At 65.8% G+C, this 25,984-nt stretch carries 27 protein-coding genes; 12 read left to right on the forward strand and 15 right to left on the reverse strand.

The window, feature by feature from the left end; all coding sequences use genetic code 11:
• The first annotated feature begins 14 nt into the window (after positions 1 to 14).
• From AC5RT8_RS15060 to AC5RT8_RS15070, 3 genes are all read left to right on the forward strand, one after another.
• Positions 15 to 1,241 carry an N-acetylglucosamine-6-phosphate deacetylase gene (locus AC5RT8_RS15060; RefSeq protein WP_494096528.1) on the forward strand — a complete coding sequence of 409 codons (1,227 nt, stop codon included), beginning with the start codon at positions 15 to 17 and terminating at the stop codon, positions 1,239 to 1,241.
• A 105-nt stretch (positions 1,242 to 1,346) separates the two neighbouring features.
• Positions 1,347 to 1,895 carry a hypothetical protein gene (locus AC5RT8_RS15065; protein WP_494096529.1) on the forward strand — a complete coding sequence of 183 codons (549 nt, stop codon included), beginning with the start codon at positions 1,347 to 1,349 and terminating at the stop codon, positions 1,893 to 1,895.
• An 83-nt stretch (positions 1,896 to 1,978) separates the two neighbouring features.
• Positions 1,979 to 2,584 carry a class I SAM-dependent methyltransferase gene (locus tag AC5RT8_RS15070; RefSeq protein WP_494096530.1) on the forward strand — a complete coding sequence of 202 codons (606 nt, stop codon included), beginning with the start codon at positions 1,979 to 1,981 and terminating at the stop codon, positions 2,582 to 2,584.
• A gap of 93 nt (positions 2,585 to 2,677) precedes the next feature.
• On the opposite strand, the gene AC5RT8_RS15075 is transcribed toward AC5RT8_RS15070, so the two are convergent.
• Both AC5RT8_RS15075 and AC5RT8_RS15080 read right to left on the reverse strand, forming a co-directional pair.
• Positions 2,678 to 3,259, reverse strand: coding sequence for a Clp protease N-terminal domain-containing protein (locus tag AC5RT8_RS15075; protein ID WP_494096531.1), 582 nt, complete (start codon positions 3,257 to 3,259; stop codon positions 2,678 to 2,680).
• A gap of 4 nt (positions 3,260 to 3,263) precedes the next feature.
• Positions 3,264 to 3,479 (reverse strand): helix-turn-helix domain-containing protein, encoded by a 216-nt coding sequence (locus tag AC5RT8_RS15080; protein WP_494096532.1) that lies wholly within the window; start codon positions 3,477 to 3,479, stop codon positions 3,264 to 3,266.
• Between the two features lie 73 nt (positions 3,480 to 3,552).
• Between AC5RT8_RS15080 and AC5RT8_RS15085 the strand changes: the two genes are divergently transcribed.
• The 3 genes from AC5RT8_RS15085 (at position 3,553) to AC5RT8_RS15095 (ending at position 6,233) form a co-directional block, all read left to right on the forward strand.
• A complete protein-coding gene (locus tag AC5RT8_RS15085; protein WP_494096533.1) occupies positions 3,553 to 3,708 on the forward strand; it encodes a hypothetical protein in 156 nt (51 codons plus the stop codon).
• A 3-nt stretch (positions 3,709 to 3,711) separates the two neighbouring features.
• Positions 3,712 to 5,223 carry an HNH endonuclease gene (locus AC5RT8_RS15090; protein ID WP_494096534.1) on the forward strand — a complete coding sequence of 504 codons (1,512 nt, stop codon included), beginning with the start codon at positions 3,712 to 3,714 and terminating at the stop codon, positions 5,221 to 5,223.
• A gap of 188 nt (positions 5,224 to 5,411) precedes the next feature.
• On the forward strand, positions 5,412 to 6,233 hold the full coding sequence (locus AC5RT8_RS15095) for an alpha/beta hydrolase (protein WP_494096535.1): 822 nt from the start codon (positions 5,412 to 5,414) through the stop codon (positions 6,231 to 6,233).
• Between the two features lie 109 nt (positions 6,234 to 6,342).
• On the opposite strand, the gene AC5RT8_RS15100 is transcribed toward AC5RT8_RS15095, so the two are convergent.
• The 3 genes from AC5RT8_RS15100 to AC5RT8_RS15110 form a co-directional block, all read right to left on the reverse strand.
• On the reverse strand, positions 6,343 to 8,454 hold the full coding sequence (locus AC5RT8_RS15100; RefSeq protein WP_494096536.1) for an FAD-dependent oxidoreductase: 2,112 nt from the start codon (positions 8,452 to 8,454) through the stop codon (positions 6,343 to 6,345).
• Positions 8,455 to 8,563: 109 nt separating this feature from the next.
• A complete protein-coding gene (gene fmdA, locus AC5RT8_RS15105) occupies positions 8,564 to 9,820 on the reverse strand; it encodes a formamidase (protein ID WP_494096537.1) in 1,257 nt (418 codons plus the stop codon).
• 33 nt (positions 9,821 to 9,853) lie between these two features.
• Entirely contained in the window at positions 9,854 to 10,162 is a 309-nt protein-coding gene (locus tag AC5RT8_RS15110; protein WP_494096538.1) for an FmdB family zinc ribbon protein, read from the reverse strand.
• Between the two features lie 437 nt (positions 10,163 to 10,599).
• Here AC5RT8_RS15110 and AC5RT8_RS15115 point away from each other — a divergent pair, with 437 nt between their 5' ends.
• Positions 10,600 to 12,477, forward strand: a complete 1,878-nt coding sequence (locus AC5RT8_RS15115; protein WP_494096539.1) for a BCCT family transporter — start codon at positions 10,600 to 10,602, stop codon at positions 12,475 to 12,477.
• 60 nt (positions 12,478 to 12,537) lie between these two features.
• Here the strand turns inward: AC5RT8_RS15115 and AC5RT8_RS15120 are convergent, their stop codons facing one another.
• Positions 12,538 to 13,422 (reverse strand): NAD-dependent epimerase/dehydratase family protein, encoded by an 885-nt coding sequence (locus tag AC5RT8_RS15120; protein WP_494096540.1) that lies wholly within the window; start codon positions 13,420 to 13,422, stop codon positions 12,538 to 12,540.
• Between the two features lie 59 nt (positions 13,423 to 13,481).
• Entirely contained in the window at positions 13,482 to 14,510 is a 1,029-nt protein-coding gene (locus AC5RT8_RS15125; protein WP_494096541.1) for an isopenicillin N synthase family dioxygenase, read from the reverse strand.
• A 159-nt stretch (positions 14,511 to 14,669) separates the two neighbouring features.
• On the opposite strand from AC5RT8_RS15125, the gene AC5RT8_RS15130 reads away from it, so the two are divergent.
• On the forward strand, positions 14,670 to 15,182 hold the full coding sequence (locus tag AC5RT8_RS15130) for a glutathione peroxidase (protein ID WP_494096542.1): 513 nt from the start codon (positions 14,670 to 14,672) through the stop codon (positions 15,180 to 15,182).
• Between the two features lie 18 nt (positions 15,183 to 15,200).
• On the opposite strand, the gene AC5RT8_RS15135 is transcribed toward AC5RT8_RS15130, so the two are convergent.
• Positions 15,201 to 15,899, reverse strand: coding sequence for a helix-turn-helix transcriptional regulator (locus AC5RT8_RS15135; protein ID WP_494096543.1), 699 nt, complete (start codon positions 15,897 to 15,899; stop codon positions 15,201 to 15,203).
• A 73-nt stretch (positions 15,900 to 15,972) separates the two neighbouring features.
• Here AC5RT8_RS15135 and AC5RT8_RS15140 point away from each other — a divergent pair, with 73 nt between their 5' ends.
• Positions 15,973 to 16,707: an alpha/beta fold hydrolase gene (locus AC5RT8_RS15140; RefSeq protein WP_494096544.1), complete on the forward strand. Its 735-nt coding sequence runs from the start codon at positions 15,973 to 15,975 to the stop codon at positions 16,705 to 16,707.
• On the opposite strand, the gene AC5RT8_RS15145 is transcribed toward AC5RT8_RS15140, so the two are convergent.
• On the reverse strand, positions 16,704 to 17,600 hold the full coding sequence (locus tag AC5RT8_RS15145) for a Cof-type HAD-IIB family hydrolase (RefSeq protein WP_494096545.1): 897 nt from the start codon (positions 17,598 to 17,600) through the stop codon (positions 16,704 to 16,706). The two genes, AC5RT8_RS15140 and AC5RT8_RS15145, sit on opposite strands and share 4 nt — an antisense overlap.
• 134 nt (positions 17,601 to 17,734) lie before the next feature.
• Here AC5RT8_RS15145 and AC5RT8_RS15150 point away from each other — a divergent pair, with 134 nt between their 5' ends.
• Together AC5RT8_RS15150 and AC5RT8_RS15155 are read left to right on the forward strand one after the other, a co-directional pair.
• Positions 17,735 to 18,034 (forward strand): type II toxin-antitoxin system VapB family antitoxin, encoded by a 300-nt coding sequence (locus tag AC5RT8_RS15150; protein WP_227904874.1) that lies wholly within the window; start codon positions 17,735 to 17,737, stop codon positions 18,032 to 18,034.
• A complete protein-coding gene (locus AC5RT8_RS15155) occupies positions 18,027 to 18,701 on the forward strand; it encodes a LytR C-terminal domain-containing protein (protein ID WP_494096546.1) in 675 nt (224 codons plus the stop codon). Before AC5RT8_RS15150 ends, AC5RT8_RS15155 begins: the two co-directional genes overlap by 8 nt.
• 21 nt (positions 18,702 to 18,722) lie before the next feature.
• Here AC5RT8_RS15155 and AC5RT8_RS15160 read toward each other — a convergent pair whose 3' ends face one another.
• The 5 genes from AC5RT8_RS15160 to AC5RT8_RS15180 all read right to left on the reverse strand — a co-directional run bounded on the left by AC5RT8_RS15160 (position 18,723) and on the right by AC5RT8_RS15180 (position 23,873).
• Positions 18,723 to 19,562, reverse strand: coding sequence for a carbohydrate ABC transporter permease (locus tag AC5RT8_RS15160; RefSeq protein WP_494096547.1), 840 nt, complete (start codon positions 19,560 to 19,562; stop codon positions 18,723 to 18,725).
• A complete protein-coding gene (locus tag AC5RT8_RS15165; protein WP_494096548.1) occupies positions 19,555 to 20,574 on the reverse strand; it encodes a carbohydrate ABC transporter permease in 1,020 nt (339 codons plus the stop codon). The genes AC5RT8_RS15160 and AC5RT8_RS15165 overlap by 8 nt, the downstream gene beginning before the upstream one ends.
• Before the next feature lie 65 nt (positions 20,575 to 20,639).
• Entirely contained in the window at positions 20,640 to 21,965 is a 1,326-nt protein-coding gene (locus tag AC5RT8_RS15170) for an ABC transporter substrate-binding protein (RefSeq protein ID WP_494096549.1), read from the reverse strand.
• A 61-nt stretch (positions 21,966 to 22,026) separates the two neighbouring features.
• The gene (locus tag AC5RT8_RS15175; RefSeq protein WP_494096550.1) at positions 22,027 to 23,136 is read right to left on the reverse strand and encodes a Gfo/Idh/MocA family protein; all 1,110 of its coding nucleotides are present in this window, start codon (positions 23,134 to 23,136) and stop codon (positions 22,027 to 22,029) included.
• Positions 23,133 to 23,873, reverse strand: a complete 741-nt coding sequence (locus AC5RT8_RS15180; protein WP_494096551.1) for a sugar phosphate isomerase/epimerase family protein — start codon at positions 23,871 to 23,873, stop codon at positions 23,133 to 23,135. Before AC5RT8_RS15180 ends, AC5RT8_RS15175 begins: the two co-directional genes overlap by 4 nt.
• A 131-nt stretch (positions 23,874 to 24,004) precedes the next feature.
• Between AC5RT8_RS15180 and AC5RT8_RS15185 the strand changes: the two genes are divergently transcribed.
• Entirely contained in the window at positions 24,005 to 25,210 is a 1,206-nt protein-coding gene (locus tag AC5RT8_RS15185) for an ROK family transcriptional regulator (protein ID WP_494096552.1), read from the forward strand.
• On the opposite strand, the gene AC5RT8_RS15190 is transcribed toward AC5RT8_RS15185, so the two are convergent.
• The gene (locus tag AC5RT8_RS15190; RefSeq protein ID WP_494096553.1) at positions 25,207 to 25,914 is read right to left on the reverse strand and encodes a DsbA family oxidoreductase; all 708 of its coding nucleotides are present in this window, start codon (positions 25,912 to 25,914) and stop codon (positions 25,207 to 25,209) included. The genes AC5RT8_RS15185 and AC5RT8_RS15190 overlap by 4 nt on opposite strands.
• Positions 25,915 to 25,984: the final 70 nt, after the last annotated feature.

The following is a 25,984-nucleotide window of genomic DNA, read 5'->3' on the forward strand; positions in this document are numbered from 1 at the left end:
GAACGGAACTTTCTGTGACCGCAAGCCCATCGGCACCCGCACCTTCCCGCACCGTCCTGCGTGGGCGGGCAGTCATCGGTGGAGCGACACTGGAGGATGCCACGGTTGCGGTGGCGGGGTCCGCGCTCGCGTACGCAGGACCGTCCGAAGGATTCGAGCCCCGGCCCGGAGACCGGCGGGTAGACCTGGCCCCCGGTGAGGTCCTGCTGCCGGGGCTGATCGATCTGCACTGCCACGGCGGCTACGGAGTGGACTTCTCCAGCGCGGATGCGGAAGAGATGTCCCGTGGAATTGCTGCACTGCATGCGGCCGGAACCACCACGTTTTTGGCCAGCCTGGTCACTACTGCTCCTCATGAGCTGCTGGCGCAGCTGGAGGTGCTGGCGGAGCCGGCCGAGAAGGAACTTATTGCCGGAATCCATATGGAAGGCCCGTTTCTGGCGGCAGCCCGCTGCGGCGCGCAGGATCCCCGGTGGCTGCTGGACCCGGACCTTGCCTTGGCCCGGCAATGCCTTTCCGCCGCGCGCGGCCACCTGCGCAGTATGACGTACGCCCCCGAGCTGCCCGGCGCGGACCAGCTCGTGGACCTGCTGGCCGGCCGGGGCGTGGTCCCGTCGCTGGGCCACACCGCCTGTTCTCCGGCCCAGGCCGAGCAGTCCCTCGCCCGTTCCCGGCGGGCACTGGCCGCATCGCGGACCGCGTCCCGCCCAACGGTCACGCACATGTTCAACGGCATGGATCCGCTGCATCACCGGGCGCCGGGTGCGGTTTCCTCCTGCCTGCGGGCGGCGAAGGCGGGCGGCGCCGTCGTCGAGCTCATCGCCGACAATGTCCATCTGGATCCCGCACTGGTGGTGATGATGTTCGAACTGCTGGGCGCGGAGAATATTGCCCTGGTGACGGACTCGATGGCTGCGGCGGGGCTCAGCGACGGAGACTACCGCCTTGGCCCGGCAGCAGTCACCGTGCAGCAGGGCACGGCCCGGGTTTCGGCCACCGGTGCGATTGCCGGCGGGACCGCTTCCATGCTGGACCTGATCCGCAATACCGTGCGGGCCGGAGTGGACCTCCACGATGCCGTCACCTCCGCCGCTATGGTCCCGGCCCGGGTGCTCGGAATCGAGCAGCGGGCGGGGCAGCTGATGGCCGGCGCTGCAGCGGACCTGCTCGTCCTGGATGCGGACCTGGCACTTCGCCGGGTGATGCGCCGGGGTGCATGGCTGGCACCGCAGGTTCCGTAAAACCCGGCGGAGCCGGCGCCGCGTGGAAAGTCAGCATGCTGTCGGATAGGCTACCTACCGCCGCGGCAAACCGCCGCGGAACCAGCCAGCTTTTATGGGGGAAGCATGTCGGAGAAAATGGCGCAGGACGCCAACCACAACGCCTACGCAGGAGTCCAGCCGGCAGCGCACGCACCGGCTCCGGCGCGGCCGAAGACCGTGGAGACCGCCTTCTGGCTGCTGATCGCAGCTGCGGCTTTGGTCCTTATCCGGATCCCGGTGGGGATCATGGCCGTGAACAAGGACGAGCACAAGTCCTACATCGAGAACGGGCTGGGGCCGGACAACGTTCCGATCTGGATCGCCGGGGAAATCGCCGGTTATGTCGTGTCGGGGCTCGTTACCGCCGTCATCCTCGCAGCGATTGCGCTGCTGTCGCGGATGGGCCTGGGCTGGGCCCGCATAGTCCTGATCGTCGTCGTGGTGTTCACCGCACTGAACGCGCGGGTGCAGTTCTTCGCGAGCCTCGTGACGGTTTATGAGACAGCCTGGGTGACGCTCGTTTCCGTGCTGCTGTCGCTGGCCGCGGCCGTGCTCCTGTTCCTGGCTCCCTCGAGCGCCTTCTTCAAGTCGATGGGGCAGCACCGCAAGGCCAAGAAGGCCGTCCAGGCCTAGGCCGTCAAAACCGCTGGTGGCCGGTCAGCCCCGGTGGGGGAACCGGCCGCCAGCGGCCGTATCCGGCCACGTAGGCTGGAACCATGCGAAACGAAACTCTCTGGGAAGCAAAAAAGCGGCAGAATCCCGGGCACTCCGCCTGGTACATCTCGCGGTTCGAAGCCATGCGGGAGCAGGGGCAGGACCTCGACGGCGAAGCCCGGCTGATCGACGCGATGCTGCCCCGGGGCGCCCGGATCCTGGACGCCGGCTGCGGCCCCGGCCGGGTGGGCGGCGAACTCGCAAGGCGGGGGCACGCCGTCGTCGGCGTCGACGTTGATCCGGAACTGATCGAGGCCGCCCGGCAGGACTTCCCGGACCTGCAGTGGTTCGTGGGAGACCTCGCCGAACTGGACCTGCCGGCAGAGGGGGTCACCGAACCGTTCGACCTGATTGTCTGTGCCGGCAACGTGATGACCTTCCTGGCGCCGGGCACCGCCGTCGACGTCCTGAACCGGATGCGTGAGCACCTGGCAGCCGATGGCCGCGTGGTCATTGGGTTCGGTGGAAACCGCGGCTACGCGTTCGATGCGTTCTTTGACGACGCTGCCGCTGCGGGACTCGAGGCGCAGCAGCGGTTCGCGACGTGGGACCTGCGGCCGTTTACGCCCGAGTCGGATTTCCTGGTGGCGGTGCTCGGCCGCGCCTGAGCCCCGTTCCCCTGACGGACAACGCAGCTTCATGGCCTGGCCGGCCGGTAGGGAACGTTCGCTCCGAACACGAAGCTGGCCGACTGGTGAGCCCTACGCAGCGGCGTCCAACGTGCCAAGGATCCGCGCCCGGAGCTCTTCGGGGGCGACATGCCTGCTGATCAGGGACATGGCTGCAGGGTCGGCGCCGCGCAACAATCCCAACAGGAGATGTTCCGTCCCGATGTAGCCGTCCTTCCGGGCCGTTGATTCGCGCAGGCTGTCCGTCAGCACAGCTTTCGCCCCGCTGCTGAAGGGCAGGTGCCCGCCTTTAACGGAGCCGAAGAGACGACGACGCCGCGGGGTCGGACCGGCGGCGGCGTCCAGGGCGCCCTCGCCGAACTGTGCATCGACGGCCCGGCGGACCTCATCCAGGTCGATCCCCACGGATTCCAGGGCGGCGGCGTCGTTGTGCCCGGATTCCGGTCCCTGCGCCTGCAGTTCCTCGCGCAGCTGCGCGGCCGTGAGCCCCGATTCGGCCAGTACGGAGGCCAGTCGGGGAGTGGTGGCTTCGGCTGCGGAAACGGTGCCGAGGAGCAGATGCACGGGAAGGATCTGTGCCGCTTCCAAGGTGCGGGCCTCTTCCTGGGCCGAGATCACGCTTTGGCGCGCTTGCTGAGTGAACCGTTCAAACATGGCGTTACTTCGCTTTCCGGTTGTACTTCTGGTGCACTGCCTGTTTGCTGATGCCGAGCTGGTCGGCGATGGCCTGCCAGGACCAGCCCTGCGCCCGGGCGTTGGCGACTTGAACGGCCTCGAGCTGGTCGCGCAGTCTTCCGAGGGCGACGACGGCGCGCAGCCCGGTGGCCGGATCGGGACTGGCCGCTGCTGCAGCCATGCGGGATTGGTCTTCCATGGCCGTCAACTTAGATTGACACCGGGGGCTCGTCAAGAGGGTTCGCGGAACATTCGGAGTGAGGACAAATGCCGTGTCGTCACTGGCCCTGGGCCTCCTCGCCGTGTCGAACGACGACGTCGCGGCGGGGCAGGTAATCGAGCGCAAAAGACAGGTATTTTTGGTTTTTCTGGCGGTCGTTTTCGGCCCGATTTTGGGGCTGAAATGTCAGTGCCGGATGAAATCCTGAGGTATGGATCAGCTCGGAAATACCGAATCGACAGCCGACGAGCAGAGCGGGGCCAGCCGGCAGCCGGGAGGCGCGGCGGGTGATGCCGAGCCGCCCTGTTCTCCTGCCACTCTGGCTGTGTACAGGGCGGAACTGGCGGAGACCGGGACCGCTGCAGGCAGTACTACTGGTGCCTTCCCGGACGGTTTCACCGGAACCTTGGCCTTGCAGAACCTGGAATCGTTCGACGGGCAGATGGTCGGCGAGGCTCTCGGCCGGCTGGCGCACCTGCTCGCATGGACGCAGGCACAGCAGGCCCGCCTGGTGAACCGGATGGAACAAATCGTCCGGGAGGACTTTCATACCGCCTCCGGCAGGGTCGAACCCGGTATGGCGTTCAGCCTTGCGGCGGCGGAATGCGCCGCCATTTTGAACGTTCCGCAGGTGACCGGCCAGCGGCTGCTGAGCGAAGCCGGCCGGCTGTGCCGCACCCATACCGCCACGCTGTCCGGGTTGGAAGAGGGACGGCTCTCGTACCGGCACGCGCAGGTGGTCCTGGACCAATGCCAGAACGTTCCCGCAGAAAAGCTGCCCGGGTTCGAGGCGGACCTGCTGCAGGCTGCGGAAGGCCGGACGCGGGCACAGTTCTGGGCCAAGGCCCGCAGGCTGCGGGAAAGGAAGTTCCCGCAGGCCGTCAGCAGCAGGCACCTGACGGCCTTTGAGCAACGGAAAGTCGCTTTGGACCGGGACGAGGATGGCATGTCCTGCCTGTCGGCCTGGCTCCGGGCCGCAGAAGCCCAGCAGATCTACACCGCACTGAGCACTGCCGCCCGCGGTGAGCAGGCGGGAGGGGATCCGCGGACCACGGATCAGCTGCGTGCGGACATCCTGGCGCAGCTGTTGATGGGCGGCAGGAACGGCGTTCCCGTTCGCCGGTCCGGTCCGGACGGGGACATCGTTCCTCGGGCAGAAATCATGGTCCTGATCAACGCCGAAACCCTCTTCGGTGCCGACGACCAGCCGGCAGAGCTGCACGGCTACGGCCCTATCAGCGCCGAAGAAGCCCGCAGGCTGGCGCGCAACGCTGTGGGCTGGACCGGATTGGCCCAGGACCCAAAGACAGGGGAGATCCTGGGTGTCGGCCGGCGGCGAAAGGTCCCGGCAGGACTAAGGCGCTGGCTGCGGGCACGGGACGGGACCTGCAGGTTCCCCGGTTGCCGGGTCAGCACAGCAACCTCGGACATCGACCACACCATCGACTGGGCCCGAGGCGGACCGACAGAGCATGGCAACCTCGAACATTTGTGCCGACGCCACCACCGGTTCAAGACGCTCGGTCATTGGAAAGCCTGCCAACCCGCCCCCGGAGTCATCGAGTGGACCTCACCGACCGGCCGGGTTTACCGGACAGAACCGTTCCTGGAACTCGGCCCGCCCGGACCGGCTGCCGAACAAATAACCGATCCGCTGGATGACCAGCAGGCAGCGGGCGCAGGGCAAAAGGATTCCTTGCCAGACTCGGTACCGCCTTTCTGAACCGCCCAGTACAATCCAGGCCGGATGCTCCAGGCTGGATTGAGCAGGCATAAGCGACTGCCTTCGCCGTAATAGGTGCCCGCCCGCACCGAAACCGGACCGCAGCGTTGTCCTCTCCCCGGACGCCCGCCTATTCTGCGGTATACGTTCATTTCCTGCCCATCCCACGGAGCCCCGAAAGGAACGCCATGGATGGTTCCAGCGCCCCGGACACCATCGTGCTGGTTCACGGACTCTGGGTTACCCCTCGAAGCTGGGAAGAATGGAAGCCCTATTACCAGGAGAAGGGTTTCACGGTCCTGACGCCCGCGTACCCGGGATTCGACATTGAGGTGGAGGCGCTGCGGGAAAATCCCGACGTCATTGCATCGCTCACCGTGCCGGAAACCCTGGATCATTTGGCTGGTGTCATAGAGGCGCTGCCCCGTCCGCCCATCATCATGGGGCACTCCTTCGGAGGGCTCCTAACGCAGATGCTCCTCGCTCGAGGTTTGGGTTTTGCCGGTGCTGCCATCAACTCAGCGCCGACCGAAGGCGTGAGGGTCACTCCGCTGTCCCAGGCCCGCTCCCTCTTTCCCGCACTGAAGAACCCGGCGAACTTTCATAAAGCCGTGGGATTCACACCTGCGGAATGGCACTATGCCTTCGCCAACACGCTCAGCCGGGAGGACTCCGACGCCGCCTACGAACGGTATGCGATTGCCGCGCCCGGGAACTGGGTGTGGGCGTACGGACTGCTCGCGAACTTCCAGCCCGGGCATCAGGAAACATGGGTCGATTACTCCGTCGACAGGGCTCCGCTGCTGTTCATCGGAGGAAGTGAAGACCACATCATGCCCCCGTCCGTGAACAAATCCAATGCAAGGCACTGGGCTAAATCGCCCGCGCTCACGGACTATCACGAGTTTGACGGCCGCGCGCATTGGACCTGCGCCGAACCGGGGTGGGAAGCGGTGGCGGACTATGCACTGGACTGGACGCTCGGCCATACGAGGCCGCAGCCGTCCTAGCCGGCGGACGCCTCAGCCGCCCCCTAACGGCGCCGGCAGGCCGCCTCGCCCGCGGCCTGCCGGGTTCCACGCCCTCTGAAGGACGCAGCAGCACTGAACTCGAGGGAACCTAGAGCTCGGTGGTCACCTTCCAGGAAGAGTGGATGGCGCCGTGGATGTAGTTGACCGCGCCGGCGTCGCCGACGACATCGCAGGAGATGTCCGAGGCCCGCAGCTCGTCCGCAAGGGGAGCCGCCGACGTCGTGCCGTCCGCGTAGACCACCATGGCTGCGGGAGCGGAGAAGCTTTCCCCACCCTCAGTCCACTCGACCGTCTTTTCCGTGATCCGGGTGATGGCAACATTGCGGTGGATCTTCACGCCGTGGTTGGTGGCGTCCTTCACCGCGGTCCAGCGGCGCGGCATGGCCAGCGGCAGGCCCAGCTGCTGCTTCTCATGCAGCAGCGTCACGTTGCGTCCGCGCTCGGCAAGGAATTCGGAGAGTTCCAGACCGACGAGGGAGCCGCCGATGACCACTACGTCCTTGCCCATGGGCAGCCAGAACTTGGTGAACTGGCGCACGAACTCGGGGCTCTTGGTGACACCGGAAAGCCGGCCGAGCTTGCCGAGGGTGCTCAGCACCGCTCCCGCTTCCTCGGCGGTGGCGGTTCCGAGCATCATGGCCCGCAGGGTGTCGCCGGTCTGCACGTTCGGCAGGTCGCCACCCGGGAAGTCCGGCTTGGGCCGGACCGCACCGGTAGCCACAATCACGTGGTCAGGGTGCAGTGCCTTGATGGACTCCACCGTGGCCGGAGTGTTCAGCTTCACCGCAATGTTCAGGCGCCGGATTTCGGCCTTGAACCACTTCAGCAGGCGTTCATTGTCGGGGGTGGTCATGGTGGAGAACCACATGGTGCCGCCGAGCCGGTCCGACTTGTCCACAATGGTGACCCGGTGGCCGCGTTCGGTGAGCACGCGGGCGCTCTCCAGTCCCGCAGGGCCGGCGCCGACGACGACGACGTGCTTGGTCGCGGAGGCGGGCTTCAGCGGCAGCAGGGCCTCGTTGCCCAGTGCCGGGTTGACCGCACAGAAGGGGGTGTCATCGAAGAAGTTCTCCGCAACGCAGAGGTAGCAGTTGATGCAGGGGCGGACCTGGTCGAACTTGCCGTCACGCAGCTTGTTCGGCAGCTCCGGGTCGGCCAGGAGCTGGCGTCCCATGGCGGCGAAGTCGATCTGCCCGGCGGCCAGTGCCTTCTCGGAGACCTCCGGCAGCATCCGGCCGACGGCGATCACGGGGACGCTCACGTGCTTCTTGATTTCCGAGGCGTTCTCCAGGTAGGCGCCCACCTTGTTGGGCAGCGGGCCGTCGGTGAAGTTGTCGAACGGGTTGCGTCCCCAGCCGGTGACGTGGATGGCGTCGGCACCGGCCTGCTCGAACAGCTGCGACGCCTGGACGGCCTCGTCTAGGGTCAGGCCGCCTTCCTGTCCGTATTCCTCGCCGGCAACGCGGACGAGGATGGCCAGCCGGTCGCCGACCCGTTCCTTGACGGCACTGATCACTTCGCAGGCCAGCCGGGCACGGTTTTCCAGGGAACCGCCGTATTCGTCCGTGCGGAGGTTGTCGCGCTGGTTCAGGAAGACGCCGAGGATGTAGCCGTGCGCCACATGGATTTCGATGGCGTCGGCGTCGGCCTTGGCGATGCGTTCGGCGGCGTCGGCCCAGGTCTTCACCAGCCAGGCGATGTCCTCGGCCGTCATCTCCTTGTAGGACGTCTGCTTGCCGGCGGTCGCGGCGCCCATCTTGCCGAGCTCTTCCCGGGTGCTGTCGGCCAAGGCGGACATGTCGTAGGAGTAGTCCGGCTGGTTCGGGGCCAGCACCGGGCGGTCGTTGGCGGTGTCGACGCGGGCCACCTTGCCGTGGTGGGTGGACTGGATGCAGAGCTTGCTGCCGGCGGCGTGGACGGCGTCGGCCAGCGCCTTGAGGCCGGGAATGTACTTGTCATCGGACAGGCCCGGCTCCTTCATGGACGCAGCGCCGTGCGGGAACGCGATGGCGCACGCACCGGTGATGATCAGGCCGGCACCGCCCGCCGCGCGGGACACATAGTGGTCGATCTCGGTCTGTTCGATTTCACCGTGCTCGGAGACGTTCATGTCCATGGCGGGCAGGACAATGCGGTTGTGCGTTTCCATGGGGCCCATGCGCCCCGGGGCCATGAGGTGGGGGAAGGTTTTGGTATTCACAGTGGTACTTTACCGCCGTTGTGTACGCCGTAAACGCGCCGGCCTCAGGCGGCCTGGAAGTGCCGGCGTCGGGCGCGCCCGGAGCGCTCGGCTCAGGCGCGTCCGGCGCTCATCGGCGGCTGGCGTGCGGCGCGCCGATGCCCGGATCGATCCGGAACGGCCCGGCAGCAGAGGGCCGGATGTCGAAGTCGAAAATCGACGTCGGAAGGTACACGGTGGAGCACGAATTCGGGATGTCCACCACTCCGGACAGGCGCCCTTCAATCGGTGCGGCGCCGAGCAGCAGATAGGCCTGTTCCGGGCTGTAACCGAACTTGGTCAGGTAGTCGATCGCGTGCAGGCAGGCCCGCTGGTAGGACAGGTGCGAGTCGAGGTAACGCTGCTCGCCGTCGAGCGTCACCGAGGTGCCTGAAAATGCCAGCCACTCGCTGAACTGCGGCTCCACGGTGCCCGGCATGAAGATTGCGTTCTCCGACACCCCGTAGGTCTCCATGCCGCCCTTGATGATCTCCACCCGGAGATCAATGAAACCGCCCATTTCAATGGCGCCGCAGAAGGTGATTTCGCCGTCGCCCTGGGAAAAGTGCAGGTCACCGACCGAAAGGTTCGCGCCGTCGACAAACACCGGGTAGAAGATCCGGCTGCCCTTGGACAGGTTCTTGATGTCCTGGTTGCCGCCGTTCTCTCGCGGCGGCGCAGTGCGGGCGGCTTCAGCGCCCACCCGCTTCCACTGGTCCCGCGGCAGGCTACCGAGGACGGCATGTTCGGCCTCCGGCGGCAGGGCCAGCGGCGGAACCCGCTGCGGGTCGGTGGCGATCAGGTCCCCTTCCCGCCGGTTCCATGTCGCGAGGAGGTCCGCCGACGGCGCGGTCCCCATCAGCCCCGGATGGATCAGCCCCGTGAAGGAGACGCCGGGGATGTGCCGTGAGGTGGCCGTTTGGCCGGTGAAATCCCAGACCGCCTTATAGGCGTCCGGGAACTGCTCGGTGAGGAACCCGCCGCCGTTCTCCTTCGCGAAGATCCCCGTGTAGCCCCAGCCCTGGCCGGCCAGCGGGCCGGAGTCCTCCTGCGGAATGGGCCCGACGTTGAGGATGTCCACCACCAGCAGGTCGCCGGGGCGGGCACCCTCCACAGCGAACGGACCGCTGAGCTTGTGTACGGTCAGCAGCGGGGCATTCAGGATGTCCTCGGCGGAGTCGTCGTTGACGATGGCGCCGTCGAACCACTCGCGGCAGTCCACCCGGAAGGACTCGCCCGGCTTCAGTACTTCCACCGGCGGGATTTCAGGGTGCCACCGGTTGTGCCCCAGCTTTTCCTGGTCTTCGAACGTCCTGGCGGAATCAAGTGGAAAGACGGCCTTGGGCATGGCTTCTCCTCTAACGGACGGGCTTTGGTGGTTTCAATCGGGGCGGGGCAGCCTGCGGTGGAGCGGATTGAGCGTGACAGCGCGAGCCGGACGGGCACCGGAGCCGGGGGTGCGGACGACGGCGGGTTCCGAGGCGCTGCGCTCCGTGGACTCGATCAGCCGGTACGTGCCGGAGGAAGAATGCGAGAGATTCGGAGCGGTGAAGCGCCGCCGGGCGGGTGCCCCGCAGCCGGGGCACGGGAGCGAAGCGGGGGCGGAGCCCATGGCCAGCCGGACCTCGAAGTCCGGGCAGGCGGGCCTACCTGACTCGACGGCAGCACAGCGGTAGGCGTACAGCGGCATGTCGAAGCCTTTCGGTCACCGGGGGACCGTCATGGGATGGAAACAGCGGTGCCGCTCCGGCTTGCCCGACAGCCTAGGGGCGGGGCCGGAGCGAGTCAACGGTAGATACGCGATGGCGATATTCGGCTGGCTTGAATTGTGAATTATCAAAATAAATTAAAAAGGGATATCGATATCAGGACTTTTGCTATTTCGGTGATTCCATCGGTGCGTAAAGTGTAATACTTTCGCGGTGCAGGGCCGTCGACAGAGCATCGGTCGAGCGCTTTCGCTTGGTCGGTCCTGCCGCGGTATCATTGCCTCGCGGGCTCGACCGAGAGGGTGCCGCTGCAATCCATAATTTACTGTAATTGGCGTTTTATACACTAAAGTTTAACGTTATGAATTCCGAGTCTTCACCACCAGAGCACGTCCCAGGCCGTACCGACAATTCGAGCGTGACCGGGTCTCCGGTGCGAAAGGCGGCCAGCCGCCCTGTCGAACGCGTCAAAAAGGCGCTGCGTACCGCCGCTTCCGCCCCGGCGCTTAGCCTCCATCCCGGGCTGGTCCCGGGTATCAGTGTCGAGGACACCGGAGTCAGCTATCCGACCCGGCGCAGTGTGTTCATTTCCGCCATGGCCATCTCTCTCGCCGTTCTGGCGTGGGCGATTTTTGCGCCCGACAACCTCAGTTCCGTGGGCACCGGAATACAGAGCTGGGTGGTTGTGCATTTCGGTTGGCTGTTTAACGCCACCATGGTTGCCGCCGCAATCTTCATGCTGGTGGTCGGCTTCGGGCCGACCGGCAAGATCCGGCTGGGGGCGGATGACAGCACACCGGAGTACTCCACGACGTCCTGGATCTCCATGCTGTTCGCGGCTGGCCTGGGTATCGCGCTGATCTTCTACGGTCCGATGGAACCGCTCAGCCATTTCCTCTCCCCGCCGCCCTCGACTGATGCCGAAGCCGGAACTTCCGCCGCCATCCTGCCGGCCATGACAACCACCTTCCTGCACCAGGCCAGTCTGGCCTGGGTCATCTACGCCCTGGTGGGCGGCGCCCTGGCCTACGCCTCGTTCCGGCGCGGCCGTCTGCCGTTGATTTCGTCGCTGTTCGAACCGGTCTTCCCCGATGGCAACAACCGGGTGCTGGGAAAAATCATCGACGTTTCCGCCGTGCTGGTTACCCTGTTCGGCACCGCAACCTCGCTGGGCATCGGCGCGCTCCAAATCCGCACCGGAGTCTCGTTCATCACGGGCCGGGAGCTGGGCAACGGCTTCGTCGTCGCCGCCATCAGCATCCTGACGGTTGTCTTCACCATCTCCGCGGTCGCCGGCATCAAGAAGGGTATCCGGCTGCTCTCCAACCTCAACATGACCCTGGTCATTCTGTTGACGCTCTTTGTCCTGCTGGCCGGGCCGACGTTCTTCCTGCTCGATCTGCTGCCGGCCTCGCTCATTGCGTTTGTCGGCAACCTGCCGGACATGCTGACCGTCTTCGCCGGCCAGGGCACCGAGCAGGAGGAATTCCTGACCGGCTGGACCACCCTGTACTGGGCATGGTGGATCTCCTGGTCGCCGTTCGTGGGAATGTTCATCGCCAAGATCTCCAAGGGCCGCACCCTACGCCAGTTCGTCACCGTCGTCGTCTTCGTTCCCTTGACCATCTCCGTCTGCTGGTACACGGTCTTCGGCGGTACCGCCATTTGGATGAACCGGAACGGGCAGGACCTGGCCGTGAAGGGCACCGGAGAGAACGTCATGTTCGATCTGCTGGCCAACCTGCCCTTCAGCTCCGTGACCCCCATCGTGTGCATGCTCGCGATTCTGGTCTTCTTCGTCACCGCCGCAGACTCGGCCGCCAATGTCATGGGCTCGATGTCGCAGTCGGGCCGGCCCGTGCCCTCGAAATCCGTGACCATCATCTGGTCGGCGGCACTCGGGCTGATCGCCATGTTCCTGCTGCTGGCCGGGGGGCGCAACGCCCTCTCGGGGCTCCAGGCCATCATGGTGACCTGTGCCCTGCCGTTCACCATCATCCTCGTCGGCGTGATGGTTTCCTGGGCCAAGGACCTGCGCAACGACCCCCTGATGATCCGGCGCCGCTATGCCCTGGAGGCCATCAGCGGCGGCGTGCGCCGCGGCATCGACGAGCACGGAGACGACTTCGTCTTCGGCACCGCGCACGTGCCGGAGGCCGAAGGCGCCGGTGCCGACTTTGAGAGCGGCGACCCCGCCCTCACCGAGTGGTACACGGACAACGTGCAGAACCCGGAAATCGTGGAGGGCCCGGAGGAGGAGCATTCGGGCACGACGGGAGCCGGCGCCGTCGGCTAGCGCCCCTGCCCAACTGAAAGCGGAAGCGAGAACCGCATGGTTCCCACTTCCGCAGCCGGCTTAGTTCCGCAGCGTGTTGCCTTCGTTGTCCAGATAATCCCGCCAGGACCGCTTCGGCTCCCAGCCAAGCATCCTGTGGGCTTTCGCGCTGGAAATCCCGGAGGCATCCGGGCGGTCGAGGCCTCGGAGCTCAATCGTGTCGCCGTAGTGCTTCGCCAGGACCTGCGCAAAGTCGTGGCCGCCCACGTTGTCCGGCGATGCAATGTAGAAGACCTCGTGCCCGGGCAGATCCGATTCGGTGGCGAGCACAATCGCGTCGGCCAGGTCGTACACGTCCACGTAGCTCCACAAACCGGGGCTCAGCACCGAGCTGTCGCGGACCTGGGGCCCGAGGTTCAGTTCATAGTTCCCTTCGAACTGCACCCAGCTAGGCCGGATGGAGATACACCGGATGTCGGAGCGGGCAACCGCGGCGTCCATGAGCTGTTCCCCGAAGTGCTTGGAGAGCGCGTACGGGTCCTGGGGATGCACCGGATGGTCTTCGTCCACCGGCGCGTACTCGGGGAGGAAATCGCGTTCGGGGAAGAAGAACCCGGGCACCGTTTCACTGGAAATGTAGACGAAGCGCTTTACCCCGAAGCGGACTGCGGCTTCCAGGATGTTGAACGTTGCCATCAGGTTGTTCTGGAACACGACATGCGGGGGATGGCCCGTGGGCTCCGGGATCGCGGCCACATGCACCACGGCCTCCGCGCCGCGGACGACGGCGAACGCCTCACCTGCATTGGTGAGGTCGGCCCGCATGTACTGAGGGGTTCCCGGCAGTTTGCGTTCGAAATTCGGCTGCGAGAGGTCGGTGGTCAGAACCTCGTGCCCGGCGTCCAACATGGCTTGGGTGACGGCGCGGCCTACTTTTCCGGAGGCGCCGGTAACGAGGACTTTCATGGTTTCTCCTGAGGTTGGTGAGGGTGCCGACAATACCGTCAACTGCCCCGGAACGGCTCCTACTTGCCCACAAGCTCCGGATGGTGCAGCTGGGCCACCTGCGGGTGGGCCCGCAGCCAGCCCTTCAGGACATTGGCGCCGTAGGAGGCCAGCATGGGGTTGTCCGGGTCATCCGAAATGCCGCGGGACTGCGCAGCCAGCTCTGCCGGAAGCTCTACGGGGTCGATCACCGTATCCAGCCGCGGCGACCAGAAGAACGGAATGGCGTAGCGGTCCACTCCGGGGGCCGGAGCCAGGACACGGTGGATAGTTGCCGAGAGATACCCCTGGGTGGCCACCTCGAGCATTTCGCCGAGATTCACCACCAGTGCGCCGGGGATGGGTTCCACCGGAAGCCAGGTTTCGGACTCGTGCGGTTTCACTTCCAGCCCGCCCACCGAGTCCTGCAGCAGCAGGGTGATGAAGCCGTAATCGGCATGGGCCCCGACGCCCTGGGTGCCGGCTTCCTTGACGACGCCGCCCACGTAGTGGATGAGCTTGGCCATCCAGGCCGGGGTCTCCTCGAAGGGTTCGGCGAAGTGGTCCTCCGGCAACCCCAGGGACACGGCAATGGCACTGAGCAGCTCCGCACCGACCCAGCTCATGTCTTCCGCCCAGTCCATGACAGCGGCCCGCAGCTCGGGCAGCACCTGGTCCGGGAACTGGTTAGGTCCCTGTACCAGCCAGTACGGCTGGTCCGCCGGGTAGTCCGCAACCGGTGCGCGTTCGGGACCGAAGTCCACCTGCTCCCGGGCATCGGGGCGGCCCTTGGTGATCTCGGTGCCGAGCCGGGTGTAGCCGCGGAAGTGCGGGGAATTGCGGTTGTCCAAGGCCAGCCGGTCCTCGAGCGGCAGCTCAAAGAACCGCTTGGTGATCTCGAACAGATCATCCACCCGGGTCTGGGCAGCGCCGTATCCGACCAGCTGGAAGAACCCGATCCGGTGCGTGGCATCACGCAGCTGGTCGATGAATCCGGGGTTGAAGGAGCCGTCGGCACTGCGTGCCGTACTCAGGTCCAGGACAGGAATTGACTCGGGAATCGCACTCATATCGGCAAGCTATCACCGGGCCTGTCAAGTTGAGACCGAGTGTTACGAAGTGCGATGAATCACGTCGCTAGGTTGCAGGGGGTAGGCATCCGAGCTCGAAATTGGGTGTTCCGCTCGGGGATGGGATGCAATGGAACCAGGACTATCGAAAGGGATACCGTGGAGAACACCGTTTCATCCGACAACTTGTACGACATTCCCCTGACTATGCTGGACGGCACCGAAACGACTTTCGGCGAGCTGTTCCGCGGCAAGGCCGTACTGGTGGTGAACGTGGCTTCCCGCTGCGGTTTCACCTCGCAGTACGAGGGGCTGCAGGCCCTCTACGAAACCTACGAGCGGCGGAACTTCGCCATCCTCGGCGTACCCAGCAACTCCTTCGCCGGGCAGGAACCGGGCACCAACGAGGAGATTGCCGAGTTCTGCTCGCGGAACTTCGGCGTCACCTTCCCGCTGACGGCCAAGACCGACGTCAACGGCCCCGGCCGGCATCCCCTGTACGCCGCCTTGACCCGGTTCCAGGACGGCGAGCTGGGCGAGGATATCGGCTGGAACTTCGAGAAGTTCCTCATCACCGACAGCGGCGAGATTGTCGGACGCTTCGCCTCCGCCGTCGCCCCTGGTGCCCCGGAAATGCAGGAAGCCGTGGAAGCGGTCCTGCGCCTGGAATAGGCTCCAGCGTCGAGGAACTCACTCTGCCCGGCCGTGCACCGGCCTGGCGTTCGCCGGGGGATCTCCGATCTCCTGGATGGTATGGCCGCTGCAATCGGCCTTGGTTACGGTGGCCCGCTCGATGCGTGACACCGTGAACCATCGCATGGCGTTGCGCAGGCGGCACCATCCCACCAGGTACCAGTGGCCGTTCGTGGAGGCGAACAGTACGGGTTCGACGTCGCGGGTAGTCGTGGTCCCGTCTCTGGAGGTGTAGCGAAGGCGGACGACCCGCTGCTCGGCCATCGCCTCCTCCAACGCTGACCTGACGGTGCGCGACGAGGGGGGAACGGCGTTGACCCAGACGCGGCCGGCCAGCTCGTCGGCTCTGGCGCGGGTTCCGGGGCCGAGGACGTCCAGGATCTTTTGAACCCCGGCCGAAGCCAGATCGGCGTAGGGGGCATCGGGTGCAGCGGACACGGCCGCCATGAGCGCCACGGCCTGGGCCGGCGACAGGCTGACAGGCGGTAAAGACGCGCCTGCGGCCAATCCGTAGCCGCCCCCGGGTCCCGGGCGCGACCAAACGGGCGCGCCGCTGTTCTCCAGCGCAGCGAGGTCCCGCTTGACCGTCCGCACGGACACGCCGAATTCCCTGGCCAGCCGCTCGGCGGAGCAGCCCCGTGACCCGTTGCGGCGCAGCATCTCCGACAGGGCATGGAGGCGTTCCGTCCGTTTCACCGTGCGTTCCGCCTTGAATTCATGACACAAATAGTGACATGCCGCTGCCCGCAATGGCTACGAAGGTAGTGGCATGACCACTACTACGAGCAATCCCGCCATCGTTCTCATCGCCGGCCACTGGCTGGGCGCCTGGGCCTGGGACGACGTCCTGAAATACCTGAAAGCCGACCAATCACTCGCTGTGACGCTCCCCGGCCTCGACGGGGACGATCCGGAGCGTACGGCAAAGACCCTGGACGACCAGTCCGCAGCGGTCCTGGACGTCTTCGCCCGGCTCGGCGTCTCCGAAGACCGGCCCGCGACCATCGTCGCCCACAGCGGGGCGAACTTCCCCGTCAGCCTTGTCCTTGACCGGCACCCGGAACTTGTCCACCGGGTAGTGTGGGTGGACTCCGGCCCTGTCGCGGCGGGCAGCGTCTTCGCCCCGGACTTCCCCGAGGGGCTGGAGGAGCTTCCGCTGCCGTCCTTCGACGTCCTCGCCGGGCAGGCGAGCCTCGAAGGCCTGAGCCCGGAGGACCTCGAGCGGTTCCGGGCCCGGGCCGTACCTGAACCGGGCCCGGTGCTTCGCCAGCCCCTCGAGCTCAGCAACGACGCCCGCCGCAAGATCCCGACCACCCTGCTGTGCTGCTCCATCCCTGGTGCACAGGTGATGGAACTGGCCAGCGCCGGCCACGCCATGTTTGCCGAAGTCGCCAATATTGAACACCTCGACGTCGTAGACCTCCCGACGGGGCATTGGCCCATGTGGAGCCGCCCCCGCGACCTTGCCGAGGCCATCGAGTCAGCGGCTTCCCAGGCCGGTTAGACGACGGCGTCGTCGGCGGAGTTCCCGGCAGCCATTGCCGCCCAGCGCTCAAAGTAGGCCGCGCCGGCGTCGTCGTGGATTAGGGATCCGGCCGTCAGCACCGGATAAGGCGTGGACGGAACCCCGTCCGCCGGCCGCACGTCCACATGCGCGACGTCGTACCCCAACGCGTGCAGTTCGTCCGCCATCGCGTAATCGGTACGGGAATCGCCGACCGTCCGCCAGATGCGGGGAACCGGGGTGCCGTCCGCTTCGAGCAGGGACAGCGCGCGGCGGGCACCGAGGTCCTTGCCAACCCCCAGGGCTTCAATGTCAGTGGAGATGATGGTGGGGTCAATGCGGAAGGCAACGTCTCCGCGGGCATCCGGAATGGCGTGCTCCAAGCGCCGGCCGCCCATTCCGGCCAGGGACATCTGCTCCAGCGCGTCGGCGTCGAACCTGCGCTGGTCGGTGAGGTAGTCGGCGTTGTCCACCTGCACGTGCTGCTCCACGGAGACCATGGCCAGCTTCGTTTCGTCGAAGAACATGGTTTCCGAGTACTTGGACGCCACCAGGTCGCGGATCGCCTCGGCATACTCGCCGGGGACCTTCAGCTCCGGATCCACCTGGGACTGCTCGGGCCCGGTTCCATCGAAGGAGAACCAGACGGCGCCCTTTTCGCAGACAGCGTGCAGGCGCACGCCTTCCGGCAGCCCGGCGGCCATCATCGGCTGCATGACCTGCTCGCGGATGAAGGCATCGGAACGGCCCGTATTGAAAATGACCGGCCAGCCCGCGGTTGCGAGGGTCACCAGGTCGCGGATGATGGAGGGGCGGACACTCCGGGAGACGGGGCTGGCCACGGGGCCGTCGACGTCGAGCAGGAGACCGATTCGGGGAGCAGAGGTGTTCACCTTCCCAGTATCGCGTGTCAGGACCGTGTTTTCCGGCCACTGACCCGGTGGCAGCGGCATATTCAGGGGTTTCAGGGGCGGCGCGCCCGAGCCCCTCTGTTTCTTTGGATGCGGATGTTCTCTACTCTGTACTAGTGATCTTCAAAGCTGTTGGCGACGTACGCCCCTACCCCGACCATGGATACGTGACACCCAAGGACTGGGCAGCGGTACCTCCCCGGCAGGTCCGCCTGGATGAACTGGTGACCACGAAGGCCACACTGGATCTCGGTGCTTTGCTGGCCGAAGATTCCACCTTTTTCGGAGACCTGTTCCCGCACGTCGTCCAGTGGAAGGGCACCATGTACCTCGAAGACGGATTGCACCGGGCCGTACGGACGGCACTGCACCAACGGACCATACTGCACGCACGCGTGCTGGTCCTCGATGACTAAGGATCCTCCCGAGGGGCGGCGTCGCGGAAACCCCGCGAAGAACGACCCGAGGGAATGGCACGGGCACCGGATCGTTACCGGCGGCGAGCTGGGGGAGGTGTTTGCCCCCACCGACGAGCCGGAGCTGGTCCGGCGTGCGGACCGCCGCCGGCGGCTGCACACTACAGTGCTCGGCTGCCTTGCCGTCCTTGTGCTGCTGGCGGCGGTCCTGGCGCAGGGATTGATGTCCGGGTGGGTGCGGCTGCCAGAATCAGCACCTGAAACTTCCGCAGGTCCGGTGGACGAATGTCCGGCCGGGCCTTTTCCGTATCTGGACCCCGGTGCAGTCACGGTAAACGTCTACAACGCCACGGCCTCGCCGGGGCTGGGCGGAACCGTGGGCAGCGCCCTGGACGAGCGCGGCTTCCGGGTGGAAAACGTCGGCAACAGCAGCGTGAACCGTGCCGGCATGACGGCGCTGGTGGTGTCGGGACCATCCGGGCTTGCTGCGGCCTACACGGTGCAGCAGCACATTCCCGGCACGGACTACGTCCTGGACGAGCGGACGGACGGCTCGGTGGACGTGGTCATCGGTTCCGCGTACCAGGGCCTCGCCCCGCCCGACCAGGCGGTTGCCGCCGGACCGGGGGCGCTGAGCTGTCCGGGTTCTTCAACGCCGGACGAGTAGTGCGGCGGGCTTGGAGGCGCCTTATTTCACCGCGCCGGCTGACAGCCCGGCCACCAGATGGCGCTGCACCAGGATAAAGCCCACCAGCACCGGAAGCGAGACCACCACCGATGCAGCCATGAGCTGGTTCCACAGGACATCAGTGGAGCTTGCATAGGACTTCAGCCCCATGGACAGTGTCTTGGTGCTCTCATTGGTCAGGACCGAGGCAAACAGCACTTCCCCCCAGGCTGTGATGAATGAGTACACGGCCACGGCAATGATGCCCGGTTTCGCCACCGGCAGGACCACACGCATCAGTGCCCCCATGCGGCCGGTGCCGTCAATCATGGAAGCCTCCTCGAGTTCCCGGGGGATCGAGGAAAAGTAACCGCTCAGCATCCAGATTGCGAAGGGCAACGTGAAGGTCAGGTACGTGATGATCAATCCCAAGTAGGATCCCTGCAGCTGCAGTCCCGTGAAGTTCCGGATCTGCGTGAAAATCAGGAACAGCGGCAGGAGGAACAGGATCCCCGGGAACATCTGGGTGGAAAGAACCGTCAGCCGGAAGACACGGCGGCCGCGGAAATCGAACCGGGCAATGGCATAGGCGGCCAGGACGGCAACCGTAACCGAGAGCACCGTGGCCGACGTGGTCACTATGAGGCTGTTGACGAAATACCTGCCAAGGGGAACAGTGCGCCAGATGTCGAAATAGGGGGCGGCGGTCAGTGTCTCCGGGATCCACTGGAAGACGCCGGATACATCCTTCAGCGGCTTCAGGGAGGTGGAGAGGACAACAAACAGCGGCACCGCCACCCAGAGGGTAAGGCCCGTCAGGATCACGGCGCGCAGGACGCGGAAGATGCGGGTTTCAGTCATCGTCTTTCCCCTTCGGCAGGACAAGCCGGATGTAGAACAGCGAAGCAATGAAGAGGGCGATCAGCAGGAGCACGCTCATGGCCCCGCCCAGTCCGAAGTTCCAGCTGCCGAAGGAGTTCTGGTAGATCAGCGGCGAAATCAGCCGGGCCTCGGCGGGGGAGGCGGATCCGAACAGGACAAAGGGAATGTTGAACTGGTTAAAGGTCCAGAGGCTCATCACCAGCAGGAGCACGCCGTTGGTCTGGCGAACCATGGGCAGCGTCAGGGTGCGGAACTGCTGCCACCGGTTGGCGCCGTCAATGGCCGCGGCCTCGTACATGTCCGACGGGATGTTCTGCAGCGAGGCCATCAGCATCAGGAAGGCGAAAGGCCACAGCTGCCAGATGTTGACGATGACCAGGGCGACAAAGGAGTTCTCACCGAGCAGCCAGAACGGGCGGTCCCCGCCGAACAGCCCCAGTGTGTCCACCAGGACCTGGTTCACGGCACCGTCCCGCTGGTTGAACATAAAGGCCCAGGCAATGGTGCCCACATAGGAGGGCAGCGCATAGGGGACGAGGAAGAACGTGCGCAGCAGCGCCCGTCCCCGGAACGCGGAGTTCAGGAAAACGGCTCCGGCCATGCCCAGAATCCAGGCGAAGCCGACCACGAGCACGGTGTAGAGCAGGGTGCGGCCCAGAGTGGAGAAGAACGCCTGCCCGATGGTGCTGTCCGGATTCAGTCCGTTGATGAAGTTCTGCAGCCCCACAAAGGGAGCATTGAGCCAGTTGGTCAGGTTCAGCTGGTTCAGGGAAATGAAGGCAACCCAGATGCCCAGCACCATCGGACCGATGTGGATGAGCAGCTCCATCAGGGCGGCCGGCGTGATCAGGGCATACGGCAGCGGGTTCCGCGGCCGGCGGCGTACCTCGGGCGTGCCCTGCCTCCGGTTCTTCCCCGCCGGCGGTGTGGGCGGCGGGCCTTCCTCCCGCCCCGAATCCGAGCCGGGTCCTTCCTGGGTTACCTGGGACATAAGGAACTCCTCCGAAACGGGGCGGGCGGGGAACTTCCCCGCCCGCCGGGGCCTGCTGCCGGTGCCTACTGGGCGGCGGCCATTTGGTTGTTGGCGTCCGTAAGGGCGTTCTTGATGTCCGCTTCCGTAACGGTTCCCGTGGCGGCCTGGGCGAACAGATCCTTGATCGCCGTGCCCGTGAGGGTCTCCATTTGTCCTTCATTGGTGACCAGCGGCATGGGCGCGGCGTGATCCTTCAACGCGGCCTGCTTGGCCTGGACATCGGGATTCGCGAAGGCCTCGTCGTCGGCAGCGGCGGTGACGATCGGCAGCGACGTGAAGGCGTCATTGAGGTAGACCTGTTCCTCGTCGCTGGTCATGTGGCCCACCAGCTGCAGGGCGGCCTCCTTGTTGTCGCTGTTCTTGAACACGCTGAGGTTGATGCCGGCCACGTGGCTCTGCGTCCCCTCCAGGCCTGTCGCATCAGCCTCCATCATGGGCACCGGCGCCGTGGCATAGTCGGTGAAGCCGCGGGCTTCGAAGTTCTTCAGCGGGCTCTGGTCGAACATCATCGCGGCATTGCCGTTGATGAAGTTGTCCACCTTGCTGGGGCCGTCTGCCAACTCGGCGTCGGAGGGAGCCATGATCTTGTCCGTCGCCATGAGGTCGATCCACTGCTTCACGCCCGCAACCTGCTCGGGGCTGTCAAACGTCGGGTTCCCTTCCTCGTCGAAGAGACTGCCGCCGTTCTGCAGCCCGCGGATGAATGCCTGGTGAGAGTTTGCGGACACCGAAGACCCGGCCGCCGTGAAACCCCACTGGTCAATCTGTCCGTCACCGTCGGTGTCCTTGGTCAGCTTCTTGCCGGCTTCGACGAATTCCTCCCACGTGGCCGGCGGCTCGGTGATGCCGGCTTCCTCGAACATGGCGGTGTTGTAGTACAGGTTGTAGGCCAGCCCGTAGAGCGGCACCGAGGTGGGAGCCTGGCCCTCCTTGCCGCCCGTGGCCCAGCTGGTTTCCAGGAAACGGTCGGAGCCGCCGATGGCTTCCAGTGCTTCGCCTTCGAACGGTTCGAAGGCACCGGTTTCCTGCAGCGTGACGGCCCAGGTGTTGCCGATGTTCAGCACATCGGGTCCGTCGCCGCTGGCCACTGCGGTCAGGATGCGGTTGTAGAGGTCGGTCCAGCTGATGACTTCGAGTTCAACCTCAACACCCGTTTCCTCGGTGAAACGGTCCAGCATGGGACGCAGTTTCTCGGCATCGTCCTCCAGGCTGGCGCCCTGGTTCGAGGCCCAGTAGGTGATGGTTTGGTCGCCTTCTCCGGCGTCGCTGCCGGAACTGCAGGCCGTCAGGCCTGAGACACCCACGGCCAGCGCAGCGGCCGCGGTGAGCACTTTGAACGGACGTTTCATTAGTTTTCCCTCAAATCTCTGCGATGGGTTTGATCTCGGTTGCAAACAGCCTGCGGTGGAGTCAGGTAAGGGTTGCCGCAGTGGGATCCCAGTCCTCGGGCAGGGCGGGAGCCCTTTCCGCGGAGCTTTCCACCGCAATAAAGCTTCCGGTGTCCATGGATTCGGTGATGGAGGCCATGGCGTCCAGGACGTGGTAGGCGAGCTCGCCCTGGGCCCGGTGCGGGCGGCCTTCCCGCAGGGCACGGGCCATTTCCAGCACCCCGGAGCCGCGGGTAGTCACGGCTCCGGAGGACGGGACAACGGTCCAGTCCTCGGAGCCGCGCGCGCAGATCATGATGTCGCCGTCGAACATGTTGGGGTCGGGGAAGGCCATGGTGGCTTCCGTACCGGTGATTTCCACAAACCCGGCGCGCTTGTACGGCGAATCGAAGCTGAAGATGCTCTGCGACGATTCGCCGTTTTCAAACTGGGCAATGGCACTGACGTGCGTCGGCACCGTCACGGCGAAGGTTTCGCCGGCACGCGGCCCGGAGCCGATGGTCCGCAGTTCCCTGGAGCGGGATCCGAAGGCACCCACTTTGCGGATGGAGCCCAGGGTCTGGACCAGCGCGGTCAGGTAATACGGACCGATGTCGAACAGGGGTCCGGCACCCTCCTGGAAGAGGAAGTCCGGGTTCGGATGCCAGGATTCCGGTCCGGGGGACTGCATCAGGGTCAGGGCCGTCAGCGGCGTCCCGATGTCCCCGTTCTGGATCATCCGGAAAGCGGTCTGCAGGCCTGCGCCCAGGAAGGTGTCCGGAGCGCATCCCAGCCGCACCTGCGCCGCTTCGGCTGCCTTGAGCAGGGCCAGCCCGGACTCGCGGTCCAGTGAGAACGGCTTCTCGCTCCAGGCATGCTTGCCGGCGTTCACGGCAGCGGTGGACACTTCCACGTGCGATCCCGGCGTGGTCAGGTTGACGATGATCTCAACATCCGGGTGGCTCAGAGCGGCCTGGACACCGCCGGACTCGGCAATGCCGAACTCCTGTGCCCGCGCTGCGGCAGCCTCCTCGTAGAGGTCGGCTACTACGTGGACTTTCACGTCGGGGAAGGACGTGAGGTTGGTGAGGTATTCCCTGCTGATGAAGCCTGCGCCAATGATGCCGATTCCCACCGGTCCCCGGGTGGTCATGCTTCCGGCCTTCCCGCGGAGAGGTACGCGAAGCTCGCAGCGACGGCGTCCATCATGTCTCCGGCGTGCCCGTCGAGTTCCACCACTCCGGTTTCCAGCGCCGGTGCCGCAGCAATGATGTCCCAGACCGGCATCTTGCCGTCCCCGACCGCCAGCTGGGCCTCCGGGTCCGTGGTGACCGGACCGTCCTTGATGTGGATGAAGCGGACGCGGTTGCCCAGGCGTTCCAGCAGCCGGACCGGGTCCTGGCCCCCTACAGCCGCCCAATAGGTGTCCACTTCCAGGACGACGGCGGGATCCAGGTACTGGGCCAGGACGTCAAGGCCGGTCCGTCCGTCCGGCAGGGTTTCCAGCTCCCACCAGTGGTTGTGGTACCCGACCCGCAGCCCTGAGGCCGCGGCAGCAGCGGCCGCCGCATTGAGCGCGGCCGCGGTGGCGGCAATGTCTTCCTCGGAATTCCACCGGTCTGCGGGGACATGCGGATCTATGACCGTGCCGATGCCGAGGGTCCGGGCCGCCGTGAAAATCTCCTGCTGGTCGCTGCGGAGAAGCGGTGCGTGGCCTGACGGGGCGCTCAGCCCCTGCTCCTGCAGCCCAGCGTGAAGCGCGTCGGTGTTTTCGTGGAAATTGTAGGGTTCCACCTGCCGGAATCCGATGGCGGCCAGCTGCTTCAGCGTGCCGGAGAGGTCGGCATCCAGTTGCCGGCGGACAGTGTACAGCTGCAGAGAATACGTCACTTCAGCTCCCTCGGTTTGTGACTGGTGTGCACAATCTAGAGAGACTTATGCCGACGGTCAAGGAAAAGTTGGAAGATCAGTTACGGGTTTACTCGGATGACAGGCATAACACTGCGTGCTATGCCTGAGCGATGACACTCACTCCGCCGCGGGCCGCGGTTCCTGGAACGGGCGGAAGCCCAGTGGGGGACATGTTCCAGCTGCTGCGGGACGGCAGGGCACACACCCGGAGCGAGCTGGCGTCGGCCACCGGGCTTGCCCGCTCCACGGTGACTGCACGCATCGATGCCCTGGTGGCAACCGGACTGGTGGGACCGGCCGGTGACGCCGTCTCTTCCGGCGGCCGGCCCCCGTCCCGCTTCGCGTTCGTTCCCGATGCCAAAGTGGTACTCGCGGCGGACATAGGGGCCACCCACATCACGGTTGCCCTTACCGACCTTGCCGGCAATGAACTCGCCCGCTCCGGTACCTCTGCCGCCATAGCCGAGGGACCGGAGGTAGTCCTCGACTGGGTGGTTGCGGCGGGACGGAAGGTCCTGGCCGCTGCGGGCAGGGACGAGGAAATCCTTGCAGGCGTCGGTATCGGCCTGCCCGGGCCGGTGGAGCACAGCACCGGACGTCCGGTGAAGCCGCCGATCATGCCCGGCTGGGACGGGTTCGACGTCGTGGGATACGTCCAGCGCAGCCTGCAGGCACCTGTTCTGGTGGACAACGACGTGAACATCATGGCGCTCGGGGAGCGGACCGCCTACTGGCCGGAGCACGACGACGTGCTGTTCATCAAAGTTGCCACGGGGATCGGGGCGGGAATGATCAGCAGCGGAGTGCTGCAGCGCGGCGCCAACGGAACCGCGGGCGATCTGGGGCATGTTCGGGTGCCCCGCGGCGGGGCGGTGCTCTGCCGCTGCGGCAATACCGGATGCCTGGAGGCGCTCGCTTCAGGTCCGGCCCTCGCCGGGGTGCTGAGCGGTGAGGGGCTGCCCGCCGCCACCGGCGAGGACGTGCTGGAGCATGCCCGGCACGGGGAACTCCGTGCCATCAGGGTGCTCCGTCAGGCAGGACGGGACGTCGGCGACGTGCTGGCGACCTGCGTGAACCTGCTGAACCCCTCCGTCATCGTCATTGGCGGCGGCATGGCGGCCGCTGGCGACCAGCTGCTGGCCGGCGTGAAGGAGGTGGTCTATCGGCGCTCGTTGCCGCTGGCTACATCGAGCCTGCAGATTGTGGCGTCCTCAGAGGGAGACGGTGCAGCCCTGCTCGGCGCCAGCCTTATGGTGACCGAAGACCTGCTGTGTCCGGCCGGCGTCGAGCGGGAACTGGCTGCGCTGGCCCCCTAGCAGCCGTCCGGGCCGCAGGCAGGTCCGTCAACTGAGACCGGCGTCAGGTTCACCAGGGGGTGGGATTCCTGCCAGGCCTGTTCCAGGGCGGAGGAGAACAGGTCGGCCGGCTGTGCGCCGGAAATGCCGTACTTGTCATCCAGCACAAAGAACGGCACGCCGCTGATCCCCAGCGACCGGGCGGCGGCAATGTCCGCATTGACGGCGTCGGCGTATTCGTCGGTGGACAGCATTGCCTTGATGCGTTCCGCGTCCAGTCCGATGCCGGTGCCGATCCGCACCAGGTCATCGGCGGCTCCGATGTCCATGCCCTTCTCGAAGTGGGCCGACAGCAGCGCCTCCTTGGCGGCGTCGGCACCCTGCAGACCGCCTTCGGCGGCGGCCAGATGGATCAGGCGGTGGGCGGAGAAGCTGTTGGCCACCACCAGGGAGTCGTAGTCATAGGACAGGCCCTCGCCGGCGGCCTGGACCGTCACCTGTTCCAGCATGCCTGCGAGCTGTTCGGGGTCGATGCCCTTGCGCTCGCTGAGGTACTCGACCTCGGTGCCGTCAAAGTGTTCGGGCAGGGACGGATCCAGCTGGAAGCTGTGCCAGCGGACCTCCACCTCGTCCCGGTGCGGGAAACGGGCAAGGGCGGTCTCGAAGCGGCGCTTGCCGATGTAGCACCACGGGCAGGCAATGTCGGACCAGATATCAATCTTCATATCGGGTGCAACGCCGAAAGGACCGGAAGCCATTCCCGCGGGGGAGGCGGAAAGGCTCCCGGCCCTTGGC

The sequence above is a fragment of the Arthrobacter sp. Ms25 genome, assembly GCF_059090365.1.